Here is a 14,417-nt window from a genome sequence, read left to right as displayed (position 1 = left end):
GAGGACAAGAGTATTGGAAGTTGGGGGGATAAAGTGCGGGTATTTAGAACCTTGAAAGTCAGTTGAATTTATTTTCTATTCAAGCATTTTTTAAATTCATGGTTTCCATCAAACAACTTCTTTCAAACAAAGTTATGCCAATTTTTGATGTGGACCTTCTCTTCACAGAATATCTATTTCTGAAATTAAATTCGGATAGAGGTATCCTGTCTTTTACTTATGAAGTATGAGAGTTAAAATACCACAGACCTACAAATCAAAAAAATAAATCGGCTTTCGCTTAACTGTCCATGGTAACAATTCTCCTTTTTCCCAATCTAATTATAAATGTTTCATTTTGAATGGATAGGGAATTTCGAAAAAATGTCCTTCCGAAATTAAATACAGAATTTCAAAAGGAGACTTTAACAGTGAAAAAAATTAAAATATATTTCCACTTCAATAAAAAACCATGAGTGATTCCACCAATAAATTCCACCTGGGCCTATGTCTGGCAGTGCCGTGACCGTGGGAGCCTACACAGCGGGGTATTGGATTATCTCTTCAAAACCCTGAAACTATGGCAGAATCGTAAAGATGCCAATAAGGTGGCTAATGCTAATGATCCAGCCTATCCGAACACGCCAGATCATGACGTGGTGATTGACGTGATCACAGGATCTTCCTGGTAAGCGATTCGGAATTACCTTTAATAAGGATCAAAACAAAAGAATACATAAAATGACGTCCCATCAGGATTTTATGCACTTTAAACTAAATCATCCATCCACTAATGATGATGATCCATTACGCAATCAAAAACCCCTCGAAAACGCCATAACCAAAAGGGTAGCTGCCATCTTGAAAGGACTTGAAACAGACCTAACAAATCCTGTTACCAAAGATGAATCAAAGGTGTTGAATAATTGGTTTGGTGATAAGAAGAAACGCGGACTATTACGATGGCTTAATGCGCAAATTAGTCGGTTCACCCTTTATCCAAAAATCGCCAGTTTTTATCGGAGTCAAGTTACGTTTGGCTTTTTTTAGAAAGCTTGTCGACATTTGCAATGGCGAACCCAGATATTGGGGATTTGAAATCCCCACACTAAAAGCATGATTTCGGACCTTTTCGTTATAGAGTTGGGATTGAAATTTTCTTACAAGCCTCTTTTTTAAATAACAAATTGGATTATTTTTTTAATATTCCACAACTCCAATCTCAATTTCACAATCTCAAATTTCTTTTTCTTATACACTAATATACCAAAGCTTTGGTATTGTATGGATATGTCATGGGAAGTAACTTGCTTGAAAGTATGTTAGTTGCCAATATGGGGTGAAGGAGCGAAGCTGTACTAACAATACATGGGCCTGATAACCATAAAACTAAAGAATATGAGGAAGATATTTTCTGTTTTAATGAAATTAGGTAAGCTTTTAAAATATTATTAAATAACAACCATAAAATAACATAACGATGCCTACAACAAAAATTTTTAACAAATATGTGGTAAAAATTTCAGGAGGAAATGATGGTCGTGTGGCTTTATTATCATGTTATATTGACAATTCATTTGTGGGAAGAATTGATTTTTTTCCTGAAGGAACGACCTTAACGAAAGATTATTTATGGCATCCGAATCCATTCGGCGAATATATTGTCCTGCACATGCCCATGAGCCGTTTTGAATCTGTCATAAATACAGTCAGGTACGAAAAACCGCTAATTCTTTACATTAGCGTAAACAGAGGTAACGGGGCCTCTACACAAGGGTCTGGATACCTTGCGACATCAGAAAAAGAACCTGTGGGTGAGCAGGAAGGTATATTGTAAATCCAATAACGATAAGGGTTATACCTTGGGTGTTTCCAATCCAAGTTAATTAAAAAGTCAACTCCTCGCATATTTAGTATTTATTTAATAAATATGCTACATATATGGATACGGAGCCTTATAAATAATCCCTATCCTTAGGTTTTCCTCCTCTATAATAATGCAGCACTATTACCCTTACAAAATTTTAATCAGAAATCATATAATAAGGTATTTTAATTTAAAAATAACTTATCAATTTTATAATTTTTGAAATTGTCATTCTTTTTATAATATAAAATTAACATTATGAAAAAACTATCTCACTATCATCGGATTTCTTTTTTAAATATTTTAATCATTATTAGTTTGATTTCGGTCCACTTTTCTTGTGTCGAACCATCGATTGAGAAAATCTCTTGTGAATTTTGGGATGAATGTCCCGAAGGACTTACCTGTTATGAAAATTTCTGTGTTGATCCATGGGAAGAACCATGCGAAGGGATCCAATGTCACGAAGGACAGGTTTGCTATTATGGATCTTGCTTTTTTTATTTTGATTGTGAAGAAGATGGCTGTCCTGCCGGAACGATTTGTTATGCAGAAAGTGGCCTATGTGCTGAAGATCCATGTACCGATATTACTTGTCCGGAAGGCATGGCCTGTTACGAAGGTGTTTGTTCTCGATACCCGATTTGTAACGATATCGAATGTCCAGAAGGATCTCTTTGTTTTCAGGGTGAATGCTTCGAACTGAGAACTGAGCATAATCCATGTGCTGGCATAGAATGCCAGGAGGGTGAATACTGTTACAATGGTATTTGTTATAATTTTGATATAGATGAAAAGCCTGATGACACTGATGCCTGTTTTCCAAAAACTTGTCCATTAGGTTGGTATTGTGAAGATGGCGAATGTAAACCACGTGATCAACGTTGGCTTGAACCTTTAGTTATTGGTGATCCCTGGTTTATCTTAGAGGGTATAGTTCTAGACAGCCGGGGTATTGGGCTTGGTGGTGTTGAAATTTTTGTACAGAACAGACTGACGCCTATGACGACAACTAATGAAGGGGAATTCTCCGTATTAATACAAAAAAGTCAGAATTTAAAGTTTTCTTATCCTGGACAAAATGATATTCAAATTATAGCGAACCCAGAAACAGAAAAGATTTTAATCCAATTTAAATGATAAAACATCAAATTTCAATTAATAAAAGATTGATAAAGGAGCTCATGTATGGATATTTCTAAAATTATAGCTCTAAAATTCCATCATTTTATTTCTTTGTCTATTTGAGAAATTAGAATTTTTGAAATATATTGAGAAATCAACTTTGAGTTAATATTTAGTAGTTTGAAAGCAGTACCGCCGTGTGGAGTAGTTCGGATGAGGCGGTAGCCAAGGTGGACGAGGAAATCCTGGTCATTGGCTTGAAGGATGGAGAAGCCACTATCAGTGCCACAGTAATGAATTTCTTCTAAAAGGGAGTTATGTATTTCCCAACGGTAGACCATTAAGCATATATTACTACTCATAACCACCAAAAACATGATCCGTGAACACCTGCTCCAAGCACTAAAAGTCAAATACGGTGACACCTTTACGATTGGTGAACCTACTGAATTCATTGCTCTTTTTCCCGCCAAACACGAAAAGGTGGGTAGCTTGATGATCTACGAGGACATCGAATACCTCACCTATGTCATCGAAAATGTAACCCATGACCACGTTTATTTCAATCCCAAGGATGATCAGGAAAAGATAGATCAGTCGGTGACCACTGAAACTATGGAGTTTTTGGATGATCTATTTAACGACAGGGTCTTGATGGGACTAGCAAAAAATCTGATGGGTTCCATGCTCACTACCCTCCACTGGGGCGAACCCAAGGATTTTATGGAGCCCGAATTTGACTACTTCCTATGGTCAGGACCAATTCCAAACCCGACTGAAAAGAATAATGAAACAGGAGAAACAGGTTTGTGAGCCCAAACTTTCAACCATTTCGAATTGTCCGACAACTTTTACGTTCTGTTGTAAGGGCAAAAGATCTTCAAAAAAGCTTTATTTTAATCGGCGACCCTGAGCCTCAAAGATTTCCGTATGTATCGGCCCTTCCTCAATGTAGTTGGTTTGGTTCCAAATCCATGGTTTAAAACCCATAGTTCCCCAGCCCTACCAGACTAGGCGATTGCTCAACACACCGTTGGTGCTATTTCAAAGATCAGCGCCAAAGGCGCAAAATCATTAGCCTAGGGTGAAGCCCTAGGTATTAAATTATACGATAATCCCCAAGCACCAACGGTGCGCCATCAAAATTCCGATGGCAAACAAAACAATAGTAGGCTAACCATACAAATTATAAACCTATCAAAGGAGCGGATAGAAAATACTAGGATTTAGGTATTTTTCTGGAAAAAGAAAGTTTTATCTTTAAAAAAGGAAAGTCAGATTATAATGCCTTGATAAACGTAAAATATGATGCAGATTTACAGCAGTTGAAAAAAATACGCAACTCTCGGAAAACGAAAGCTAAATCGGTATCTAAATGATAAAATTGGAGATCGTCGATTTGAACATCACCAACTCGGTAGTAAATGATCACATTTACGAACTTTGGGGCAGAACGGTGTTATTTTAAAATATGTTTTAATCTAAAAATATGCCACAGTCCATAGCTTATAATTACAGCCACATTATTTTTAGTACGAAAGACCGGTACCCATTTATTGATGAAAGTGTTCAAGATGAGCTATTTCAATATATCGGGGGTATTTGTAAAATATGGATTTTAAACCTGTAAAAATTGGGGGTTACAAAGACCACATACACATTCTTTGTGTATTGTCGCGGAAAGTTGCATTGATGAAATTTATTGAAGAAGTCAAATCTCATTCATCAATTTGGATAAAGACCAAAGGAGCGAAATATCAAAAATTTTATTGGCAAAGGGGATATGGCAGTTTCTCCGTCAATCCTACAGAAATTGATATTGTAGAGAAGTATATTGAAAATCAGGCAGAACACCACAAATCCAAAACGTTTCAGGAGGAGTATCTTGCATTTTTAAAAAAATACAAGATAGAATATGATGAGCGATATTTGTGGGATTAATTTCGCACCTTCGGTGCTCGTGATCGCTCGGTCAAATGACTCCCTAGCCCTTGCAGGCTAGGCTATTGATTAACGCACCTTTGGCGCTATTTCAAAGACCAGCGCCAAAGGCGCAAAATCACTAGCCTAGGGTGAAGCCCTAGGTATTAATTATACGATAAATCCCAAGCACCAACGGTGCGTCATCAAAAACCTGGGGAATACCGCAAACCATTATAAAATACCAATAATCCGAGCACCTGCGTAGGTTAATTTCACACTTTCGGTGCTCGTAAACGTTTGGTCAAATGACTCCCTAGCCCTTGCAGGCTAGGCTATTGATTAACGCACCTTTGGCGCTATTTCAAAGACCAGCGCCAAAGGCGCAAAATCACTAGCCTAGGGTGAAGCCCTAGGTATTAATTATACGATAAACCCCAAAGCACCAACGGCGCGTCATCAAAAACCTGGGGAATACCGCAAACCATTATAAAATACCAATAATCCGAGCACCAACGGAGATTAATTTCACACCTTCGGTGCTAGTAAACTTTTGGCCACATGTTTCCCTAGCCCTTGCAGGCTAGGCTATTGCTCAACGCACCGTTGGCGCTATTTCAAAGATCAGCGCCAAAGGCGCAAAATCACTAGCCTAGGGTGAAGCCCTAGGTATTAATTATACGATAAACCCCAAAGCACCAACGGCGCGTCATCAAAAACCTAGAAATAGAAGTTGATTAGGGCCAATGGCGTAAAATCAATAGAGATTAGTTCGCACCTTCGGTCCTCGTGAACATTGGGACATAATGATTCCCTAGCCCTTGCAGGCTAGGCTATTGCTCAACGCACCGTTGGCGCTATTTAAAATCCCCAGGTTGCACCTGGGGCTATTGAGGAGTTTGACAGCTTCACTGTCGATTAAACGAATGGATAATCCCGAAATAAACACCGTTCTAACCACCGATCAAACGCCAAACCATCACTGGTTAAATTCAAGACAAGACACCCATGGGCCAAACCGACCCTGAAAGGGTCAAACTCCTCAATAACCATGGGTGAAACCCACCAGCAATTTATCCATAACTTTTGATTGCCCCATCCGTAATTCGTAATTCGTAATTTCAAATTCGCCCCTACACCAAATCAAAGGCATACGCATATTCCAAAATATCCCTTAAGCTGCGGATTTCCAGTTTTCGGTTGATGTTCTTTCGGTGTTCCTCAACGGTACGGCGGCTGATAAAGAGCTCTTCCGCAATGCAGGGATTGTTCACCCCAGTAGCCAACAGCCTCAGCACTTCCATTTCCCTACTAGTAAGGGATTCATATTGCCTCTTATGGTTCCTTTTAAAGATTTCCTCTCTAATTATTCTTTTTATCTTGGCAGAATTACCCATCATTTTTTCCAACGGGAAAATAAAGGATAAAAAGCCTTTCCGGATTTTCTTGGTAAGCACCATACAAATGGTATAGCATTGATTCCTGGAATGGTACAACTGTTGGTAGTTGGAATAAATCTTGTCGCTATTACCTACTTTATAGTAGCGTTTTAATTTGGGAAGCTCATATTCCAGCGTATCTGGATGAAAAAAAGCATCCAAACTCCCGTTCTTTATCGCACTCAATTTCTCGGGGTCCACCCCAAACCATTTTCTGCCTTCGGAATTGAGGTAAAGAAAGCGAAAATCTTTGTCACTAAACTGCAAAATCTCCGAACTCATTCCTCCCACATCTTCCAGGGATTCCTCCCCTTCCAGCATCATCCGTTCGTAGTTTATCAATTGCTGTTGCCGGTTTAGCATGGAGGCCAGCGTTTCCATAATCTATATCGGTTATAATTAAAGAATAATTTAATCTCCCCTCCCCTCTAATCGAATAGCCTATTCGTTAAATGAGTTGAATCAGCCTTTATTAAAAACTATTACCTAACGTTATCTGGTTGATATCTTTCAAAGAATAGCCTGTTAATTGCCAAAATACAACCTCATCAAATAGTCAAACAGAAATTTTCTGTTCTTTCATAAAATTAATATCTATACATCTTCCTGTCAATCCCCTTTAAGGGTGATATTTTACCTGTTTAAGTTGATCCGATCCTTAAGAATCTTGGCTATTGCTTCCTTTCCACATCGCACATGAAGTTTTTTGTAGATATTCCTCAAATGGGACCTGCAGGTTTCATAGGCCATATGAAGATCAGCCGCTATATATTTCACCGTATAGCCCTTTACCAACAGCTTTAAAACTTCTGTTTCCCTAACCGTCAAAAAATATTCTTCCTGTTTTGGCTTGGCTTTTTCCCTAAAAGAATTCAACACTTTTTGGGCAATTGCGGGGGACATGGGAACTCCTCCTTTATGAACTTCGGCTATTGCCTCAAAAAGTTTTAAGGGGGTAGTCTTCTTTAACACATACCCATCGGCACCCGCACACAGACTCCTAAATAGCCTGTCGTCATCTTCAAACTGGGTATACATCACAACGGAAATAGCGTTGTCCACCTGCTTAATTATTGGTATAGCGGATATACCATCCCGCACTGGCATATCTATATCCAAGACAACTACATCAGGTCTGGTAGATCGAATGATTTGCTCTGCCTCCATAACGTCACCGTACATTCCAACAATTTGGTAGTCGCCACTACTACCCAACAAGGTACAAAGTGAACTCCTCAAAATCTCATTATCCTCAAATATCACCAGCCTAATTGCCATTGCTAAATTTAATCAAGATTATTTTTACAATCAATCCCCTTTTAGGGTGAGTTCCTACCGAAGCCTTTCCTTGAAAAGGTCTTTTTATAATTTAAAAAGCGTGTAATACTGCTTCGCTCAAAAGGCACCCAAACACAGACCGTGGTTCCTTTGTTGATTTCTGAACTGATGTCCATTTTCCCGCCCCATTTTCCCAATCTATACCGGATATTCCGTAGTCCGTTTCTATCTGACTCTTCCGAAGGATCAAACCCAACTCCATGGTCAGTTACAGCTAAACATAACCCTTGATCCTTTGTGTAAATTTGGATGTGGACCTGTTTGGCTTGAGCATGCTTTCGGATATTATTGAGCAACTCTTTAAAAATCAAAAACAGTTCTCGTCGCTTTTGCATAGACATTTTCTTTTTTGCAAAATCCGCTGAAATTTCCACCTTATAGGATATTTCATCACTCTCCAAAACTTCACTGGCGTAACGTCTCATCCGGGCGACAATCTCGGCCAGGCTTTCGTCCGTGATATTGATGTTCCACACAATTTCGTCCAGCGCTTCGGCGGACATTTGTACTTCATTTTCTATTTTTTCAAGGTACACTTTGGGCTGCTTTCCATTCATATTGTTTTTGAAAATGGCCGCAATAAGCTGAATGCTGGTCAATCTGGAACCTATCTCATCATGAAGATCCGCAGATATATTGTTTTTGACCTGCTGAACATACAGCAGTTGATTTATCCTGTACCTGTACACTCCGTAGATGAATAAAATAATGACCACGATTAATGTGGAGGTAAACCACCATTCTAACCAAAAAGGAAAAGCAATGGAAACAGACAGGGAGGTTATTGGAGCGTTCTCATCCGGACTCATTGATGATTTTACCATAAACTCATAGTCTCCGGGTAACAGGTTGGTATATGCGGTGTATCTCCTGCTCCCGGCATCAACCCAATCTCTATCATACCCCTTTAATTGATAAAAAAACCTTCTCTTGTCAGGTGCTACAAAGTCCAACCCCGTATAGTTAAAGGAGAGTGAATTTTCAAAATAATTCAGTGAAAGGTGATTATTGTATGTAATTATGGTATCACTCTCCACGGGTCTGTTCCCTACCATAACCCCAGTCAGCACTACGTTCAACGAGTCATCTGAAAAAACCAACTCTTTCGGGTCGAAATAATTTAAACCACTAATCCCTCCAAAGTACATGGTACCGGTTTTTGACATATGGAATGCCCCTGTGTTGAATTCCGTACTTTGCAATCCGTCGGCTATTGAATAAATTGAGATTTGTGAAATTTCAATATTTTCTTCCCCAAGGGTATATGTCAATCTAAAAAGACCCCGGTTGCCACTTGCCCAAATAGTACTGTCATTTTCCGGCAATATTCCGTAAACTGTATTATTTGGCAATCCATTTTCCTCCTTAAGAGAAATTGCACCATTTCCGTCTAATTGCACGCAGACCAATCCGTTTCCGGCAGTTGCGATCCATAACCAGCCGTCTTCATAATACAAATCTTTGATTCCGGCCCCATCAGGGATCATCTCCTCCGAAGAAGAAAACTTCAACGGGGAAAATTCACCCGTCCCGATGTGAAACATTTGAACTCCGTGCACTTTTTCAAACCCTATCGCAAGGGTACTGTCATTTATCTGTAGGATGCTGCGTATACTGTTTTCATCTTGCATGGGCTGATTCAGGGACGGCATATAACTCTTTAATAACCCCTTATCTTTATCCAACAGAAGTAGCCCGGCATTTCTAGTTCCCACCCAAATCTGCCCGGCTTCGTTCTCCATCATACACCAAATAGTGTTATCTGGAATTCGGTCCTGCTTACGTGGCGATTCCAAAGAAAACCACCTGGCAATTTCCTTGGTAACCCGATTGCGGATTACCAAACCATTCTCCTGAGTTCCAACCCATAAATCTCCATCTTTGTCTGTTAACAAGGAAACTACCCTATCGGGATTACCAATATTGGAATGAAGCGGTGGAAAACGGACAGTTTCAAAGGTTCTCGAAGCCGGCTGATACAAAGTCAACCCTTGACCTGAAGTACCAATCCAAACTTGTCCATCTGCGTCCGTAGTAATGGCACGAATCTGTTCGATCGAAATGCCACTTGAGACATTCTGATCGGTTATCCTACGGAAATTATTGAATTGCTTTCTGTAATAACTAACTCCACCTCCATCTGTTCCTACCCAAATCCCTCCGTTTGAATCCTCATGGATGGTGAGAATATCCTGAAAACCGATTGAGTAGGGATTACGAATGTCAGGCATCAGGTTAACAAAAGAAGTATAATTCAGTTGAATGACGTAGAGCCCCTTACCGTAGGTGCCAACCCAAAGGTTATTCTCCTGATCGGCGTGAATTGCTTCCACAATCAGATCCTTTGCAATTGGATAATTCTCAAACCCCTCGAACTGTCTAAATTCGTTAGCTCCAGCCTCTTTAAAAAACAGTCCACTCCTCAACGTGCCTACCCACAACCTACCCGTATTGTCTTCGGTTGCAACATTCGTATCTGTTTCTTCCAAATATTGCTTTATCCGTCCATTTTCGATTCTATTCAAGCCTGATGGAGTCAATATCCAAATATTTTCCTGGCGATCTTGGTATATCGATCGTATCTGATTACTAGAAAGTCCAGCATTATCAACGTCATTGGTACCAAAACGGGAAACTGTATTCGCTTTCCTATCATAGTAAAAAACGCCATCATTCAATGTCCCAATCCACAAATTACCCTCTTTGTCAAAAAACAAATCACTTACAAATGGAATTGGTACTTGTTCCTCACCGAGATGTGTAACCTTTCTGAACGTATTGGAAAGTAAATCCAACACTTCCAGTATTCCACCTTTTGACACAAACCAAAGATCATGGCCTGATGCTGCAATTTTCCCCAACTGTAATTGTTTACTAGTGGTAATATCATCAAAATATTTGGGGAAAGATTGAAATTCTCTGCCGTCAAAGCGATTAAGGCCATCCTGCGTGGCAAACCACATAAATCCGGCGGGATCCTCTTCTATATCTACCACGCTGTTTTGTGAGAGGCCCTGATGGATAGTAACATTTCTAAACACAAAATCCCTTTGCTGTGCAACTAGGGGCAAAGTCAACATTGCAAACAGATAAAAAAGAATAGCTAGAACTCTCATCATTTGATGGACAAAATAATTTATCTTATTTCAAATATAAAATATATTATTTAATATGCAAGTAAAAGCCGTTTAAATACTAGGTTAAGTGAGGGAATTAATTGTTTTTGTTTGTAATAAGATTATTTAATCCCAATATTATACCATTTTATTTGTAGGGAGAGAAATTTTACTAAAACGTGATCCAAACCCGTTTTGAGTTTGGACCACTGAATAGTAAACATACATTTAAGGCCGCATCACGGGACTAAAAATAGCGTTATGGTGCATTGCCTCTTCGGAGGTAAGTTGGGTAATCTCTTCTCTTTCAATATCGTACGAGAAAACCTGGTAATTGTGTAGTTGAAATTGGGAGAGAAACAAAATATGATTGGCATCGGAAGACCATTGAGGAGCGGAGTTACCCCTTACTGGTTCGTCAACTAAAGCGGAAATATTTGTTCGGGAGCTTAAATCCCTGTCTACCAAATGAATTTCATTTTGACTCGGAACTTCGACGCGAGAATTTGATACAAAAACAATTCTTTCATCATCCTTAGGTGACAATCGGGCATTTGACAACCAATAATCATCATCTCCCAGAATTTGAACCAGTTCGGAGCCATCTACATTCATCTCCCAAATGCTTACAGTGTTCTCTCCAGATGAATCTTGTATTGTTACTACTATTTTAGTACCGTCAGTGTTCCAACTGGGACCTATAAAGGTTAGGTCAGGGTCATTTGTGATTTGATTTAATGCTTGGGTTCCCAGGGTTGGGAGATTGCGGTTGCGAGGTTTCTTCATCATCGCTGCAGGCTCCCATCATTAATAAAATGGCAAGCAGTAAAGGACTAATAAGCCCCAAAATTTAATTGTATTCGCAATACTTTCCGATTTGACATTTTACTTGATATCATAACTATATGGGACTTTTTGATGGGGGCGTTTCTGGATCCCCCGGTTGAAACCGGGGGCTATTATATCGGCCGTCCCTACGGGACTTTTTGGTAAAGGCTTTCTGGACCGCCCAATTGAAATTATATCGGCCGTGCCTGACGGCACTTTGTGGTTGATTTTAGTCAATTCGACATATTGAAACAAATTCAGAAAAGAACTTGGATTCGGAATATTCAAGCAATCAATATTAATTCTGAACCTCTCCTAAACCTGCCAAAGACTCCTCCGACATCCCATCAATCCAAACCTTGATCAGTTCCAAGCCTTCTTTATGCACAGTAACCCTACCGATCTCGGGCATAGCTGCACCTACCTGATTAGTACCCATCCTAAAGGTCATAATGGATTCATCGGATTTGCCCGGCCAAATGGAATATTTAAAAGACCCGGCGCCGAACCCCGCCGCTACCGGTGTTTTGAATACGCCCAGTTTCGCCGGTTCGGTTTCTTCATAGTTCAAAAACAGTCCCGAAGTGCTTGCCGGACCTTCGGCACTGTGACAATGGGCGCAGTTTATATCCAAGTAAGCCTTTGCCCTGAGATCCAACGAGGATGAAGTGTCATTGTAACTGACCATTCTAGGGTAATTCTCTAACGCTCTCAACCCATGAATATATCCAACTTCCTCCCACCTTATCAATTGGTTTTTCGATCCATCCTTTTCCTGCAGCTCATGATTAAGGTGTTTTGCTTTCACTCCAAGCGGAACCATAATTTCATCCTTATTGTGGCAGCTTTTACATTGGGCTTTGTTGGGGACGATGTAGTTTGCCAATTGGGCCTCGCCTTGATCATCAATCCAATTTACCGGAATTTCGGCCCCCACTACTTTGTAAGAAGCATCCGTTTGGTCTTCATTCCAGATATAGGGAAATGCATCCCAAACCCCGTTTCTCTTAACCATCAATCTGGTCTCAATAACCCGGATATTTTCGGCAGGCTCTCTAAAATCGGCCGGATAAAAGAAATTTTTAATAAGTATAGTCTGATCGGGAAATTCGAATGTTCCCTCAACATCATCATGAATGGTGGCACTAACTCCTTCGGGCATCCAGACATACCTGGATTTCAAGGCGTAATCGGTAAACAGAGAGGATGCGGGTTCATACAGGAGCACTCCATTCCCAGCGTTGAACTCCCTCATTTTACCCCTGAAAAACCCATATTCGGAAAGGTTTTTAAATGGAATCTGATCAAAACTGACAGCACTTGTCTCTACATCGGGTGCCTCCCAATCTCCGTAAACGGTAAGCTGTATCGATTCTTCTTTTTGATTGGGAGAATTACAAGCAAAGAATATTACAATGGCTGCAATAAAGCTATGAACCCAACAAATATTCATGGTCTACCTATTTAAGCTTGCACTTACATCTGATTTGATGTTGGTCTGACATTCGAATGGCGAATAATCCTTGTAGGATTTGATGTTTTCTTCACCCTCCCAAAGATCGAACAAGGTGAAGTGAAGATCTGCCATGTTCTCTTCTTGTATACATACGTTCATCGGGTTGGTTTTGATGTCTTGACTAAGACTCTTATCCCAAAAACCATCATAGATGATATCCTGGGTCTTTCCTTTCCCATGGGCATTGTAAACCGAGATCAACTGACCAAATTCTTTGCTTAAATCTGGCAGCTTAAGTGACCTTTTGTATTCATTGTCATGTATAAAAATATTGGAGGTGAAGGGTGACCAATTTGGAGCTTCGGCTGGAAATCCTGTGATCTGGTAATTCGAAATGGCAATACCCACGGTCTTGTTGTCGTGGATGCGGTTATTGAAGATTTCCACATCCTTTGCTGCCAGCAGAATCAAACCAGACCCTGGTGGAATCAGGGTTACGGTATTGCCATTGGGTTCTTCATTCAGTGCTGTGGCGAAGTTTATATGGTTGTTGGAAATAATATCATTGTCGTAAATTTTGGTTCCCCTACCCTCGGCCTTGGGTAATCCGGGAAGGTTGAATACCAGAATACCCCCGGTATTATCCCTTGCCGTGTTGCCAAATACTTCGGCGTTGTCGGAGTTTTCAATTTCGATGCCTGCCACATTGCCAAACGCCAGTGAGTTTTTCACAATGATATTCTCCGATTGACCCACATATATTCCCGCATCTTTTGAATGGGAGGCGATACATTCATCAATCATCACATTTTTACACTGAACGGGGTAGATGGCATAGGTTCCGTTTTTTGACTTGTCACCGTTTGTCCATGTGACGTTAATCCTTCTAAATGTGATTCCGTCGCAATGCTGGCTTTTGATGCCGTCCCCAGGTGCGTCTTCTATACTAAGGTCCTCAATTTTTATATTTTGGCCTACAAGTTTAACTCCCTCTCCTCCTGATTTCAGCTCCCTGAAAGACAGAACAGTCTCTGCCATACCCGCCCCTCTTATAGTGACGTCTTTTTTGTTGTCCAGAATCAATTGGGTCTTTATATTATAAAAGCCGGCAGGTATCTCTACGATATCTCCATCCTCGGCAAGGATAAAAGACTCAATGACTCTTTCTACTTCATCTTGGCTAGCTCGGGGCAGCTTACTGGAATCAAAAGAAACCTCGGAACTGGAACTTTGACAGCTATATAGAAAACTGCCCAGAACAAACAATCCCAGAAGAATTACAGAAGTATAGACGCTTTTCATCGGAAGGGGTAATTGATTATTTCAAATTTACCTGAAAACCTGATAAA

General features: G+C 40.0%; 12 protein-coding genes. 6 read left to right on the top strand and 6 right to left on the bottom strand.

What is annotated here, in order from left to right; all coding sequences use genetic code 11:
* Positions 1–720 precede the first annotated feature (720 nt).
* From FQ608_RS19065 to FQ608_RS19040, 6 genes are all read left to right on the top strand, one after another.
* Positions 721–1,029, top strand: a complete 309-nt coding sequence (locus FQ608_RS19065) for a hypothetical protein (protein ID WP_158860084.1) — start codon at positions 721–723, stop codon at positions 1,027–1,029.
* Between the two features lie 430 nt (positions 1,030–1,459).
* Entirely contained in the window at positions 1,460–1,816 is a 357-nt protein-coding gene (locus FQ608_RS19060) for a hypothetical protein (protein ID WP_158860083.1), read from the top strand.
* A 288-nt stretch (positions 1,817–2,104) separates the two neighbouring features.
* A complete protein-coding gene (locus FQ608_RS19055) occupies positions 2,105–2,986 on the top strand; it encodes a hypothetical protein (RefSeq protein ID WP_158860082.1) in 882 nt (293 codons plus the stop codon).
* A gap of 182 nt (positions 2,987–3,168) precedes the next feature.
* Complete coding sequence (locus FQ608_RS19050) at positions 3,169–3,279, top strand: Ig-like domain-containing protein (RefSeq protein WP_158860081.1); 111 nt, start codon at positions 3,169–3,171, stop codon at positions 3,277–3,279.
* 67 nt (positions 3,280–3,346) lie between these two features.
* Positions 3,347–3,784 (top strand): hypothetical protein, encoded by a 438-nt coding sequence (locus FQ608_RS19045; RefSeq protein ID WP_158860080.1) that lies wholly within the window; start codon positions 3,347–3,349, stop codon positions 3,782–3,784.
* Between the two features lie 798 nt (positions 3,785–4,582).
* Positions 4,583–4,912 (top strand): transposase, encoded by a 330-nt coding sequence (locus FQ608_RS19040; RefSeq protein ID WP_158860079.1) that lies wholly within the window; start codon positions 4,583–4,585, stop codon positions 4,910–4,912.
* 1,112 nt (positions 4,913–6,024) lie between these two features.
* Here the strand turns inward: FQ608_RS19040 and FQ608_RS19035 are convergent.
* From FQ608_RS19035 to FQ608_RS19010, 6 genes are all read right to left on the bottom strand, one after another.
* Entirely contained in the window at positions 6,025–6,711 is a 687-nt protein-coding gene (locus FQ608_RS19035; protein ID WP_158860078.1) for a response regulator transcription factor, read from the bottom strand.
* A 252-nt stretch (positions 6,712–6,963) separates the two neighbouring features.
* Positions 6,964–7,608, bottom strand: a complete 645-nt coding sequence (locus FQ608_RS19030; protein WP_158860077.1) for a response regulator transcription factor — start codon at positions 7,606–7,608, stop codon at positions 6,964–6,966.
* A 41-nt stretch (positions 7,609–7,649) separates the two neighbouring features.
* Positions 7,650–10,787, bottom strand: coding sequence for a sensor histidine kinase (locus tag FQ608_RS19025; RefSeq protein ID WP_158860076.1), 3,138 nt, complete (start codon positions 10,785–10,787; stop codon positions 7,650–7,652).
* Positions 10,788–11,012: 225 nt separating this feature from the next.
* Positions 11,013–11,573: a TolB family protein gene (locus FQ608_RS19020; protein ID WP_158860075.1), complete on the bottom strand. Its 561-nt coding sequence runs from the start codon at positions 11,571–11,573 to the stop codon at positions 11,013–11,015.
* 337 nt (positions 11,574–11,910) lie between these two features.
* Complete coding sequence (locus FQ608_RS19015; protein WP_158860074.1) at positions 11,911–13,065, bottom strand: SO2930 family diheme c-type cytochrome; 1,155 nt, start codon at positions 13,063–13,065, stop codon at positions 11,911–11,913.
* Positions 13,066–13,068: 3 nt separating this feature from the next.
* Positions 13,069–14,370: a parallel beta-helix domain-containing protein gene (locus tag FQ608_RS19010; protein WP_158860073.1), complete on the bottom strand. Its 1,302-nt coding sequence runs from the start codon at positions 14,368–14,370 to the stop codon at positions 13,069–13,071.
* Between the last annotated feature and the right edge of the window lie 47 nt (positions 14,371–14,417).

It is taken from the genome of Lunatibacter salilacus (assembly GCF_009797935.1).
Taxonomy (GTDB): Bacteria; Bacteroidota; Bacteroidia; order Cytophagales; family Cyclobacteriaceae; genus Lunatibacter; species Lunatibacter salilacus.
The sequence above is the reverse complement of the archived record's forward strand: the minus strand, read 5'-3'. Positions and strand labels throughout refer to the sequence as shown.

What these genes read in the sequence shown, in the direction of transcription:
- FQ608_RS19065 (WP_158860084.1), top strand. Translation starts at nt 721, where the DNA reads ATGACGTCCCATCAGGATTTTATGCACTTTAAACTAAATCATCCATCC.
- FQ608_RS19060 (WP_158860083.1), top strand. Translation starts at nt 1,460, where the DNA reads ATGCCTACAACAAAAATTTTTAACAAATATGTGGTAAAAATTTCAGGA.
- FQ608_RS19040 (WP_158860079.1), top strand. Translation starts at nt 4,583, where the DNA reads ATGGATTTTAAACCTGTAAAAATTGGGGGTTACAAAGACCACATACAC.
- FQ608_RS19015 (WP_158860074.1), bottom strand. Translation starts at nt 13,065, where the DNA reads ATGAATATTTGTTGGGTTCATAGCTTTATTGCAGCCATTGTAATATTC.
- FQ608_RS19055 (WP_158860082.1), top strand. Translation starts at nt 2,105, where the DNA reads ATGAAAAAACTATCTCACTATCATCGGATTTCTTTTTTAAATATTTTA.
- FQ608_RS19020 (WP_158860075.1), bottom strand. Translation starts at nt 11,573, where the DNA reads ATGATGAAGAAACCTCGCAACCGCAATCTCCCAACCCTGGGAACCCAA.
- FQ608_RS19025 (WP_158860076.1), bottom strand. Translation starts at nt 10,787, where the DNA reads ATGATGAGAGTTCTAGCTATTCTTTTTTATCTGTTTGCAATGTTGACT.
- FQ608_RS19045 (WP_158860080.1), top strand. Translation starts at nt 3,347, where the DNA reads ATGATCCGTGAACACCTGCTCCAAGCACTAAAAGTCAAATACGGTGAC.
- FQ608_RS19030 (WP_158860077.1), bottom strand. Translation starts at nt 7,608, where the DNA reads ATGGCAATTAGGCTGGTGATATTTGAGGATAATGAGATTTTGAGGAGT.
- FQ608_RS19035 (WP_158860078.1), bottom strand. Translation starts at nt 6,711, where the DNA reads ATGGAAACGCTGGCCTCCATGCTAAACCGGCAACAGCAATTGATAAAC.
- FQ608_RS19010 (WP_158860073.1), bottom strand. Translation starts at nt 14,370, where the DNA reads ATGAAAAGCGTCTATACTTCTGTAATTCTTCTGGGATTGTTTGTTCTG.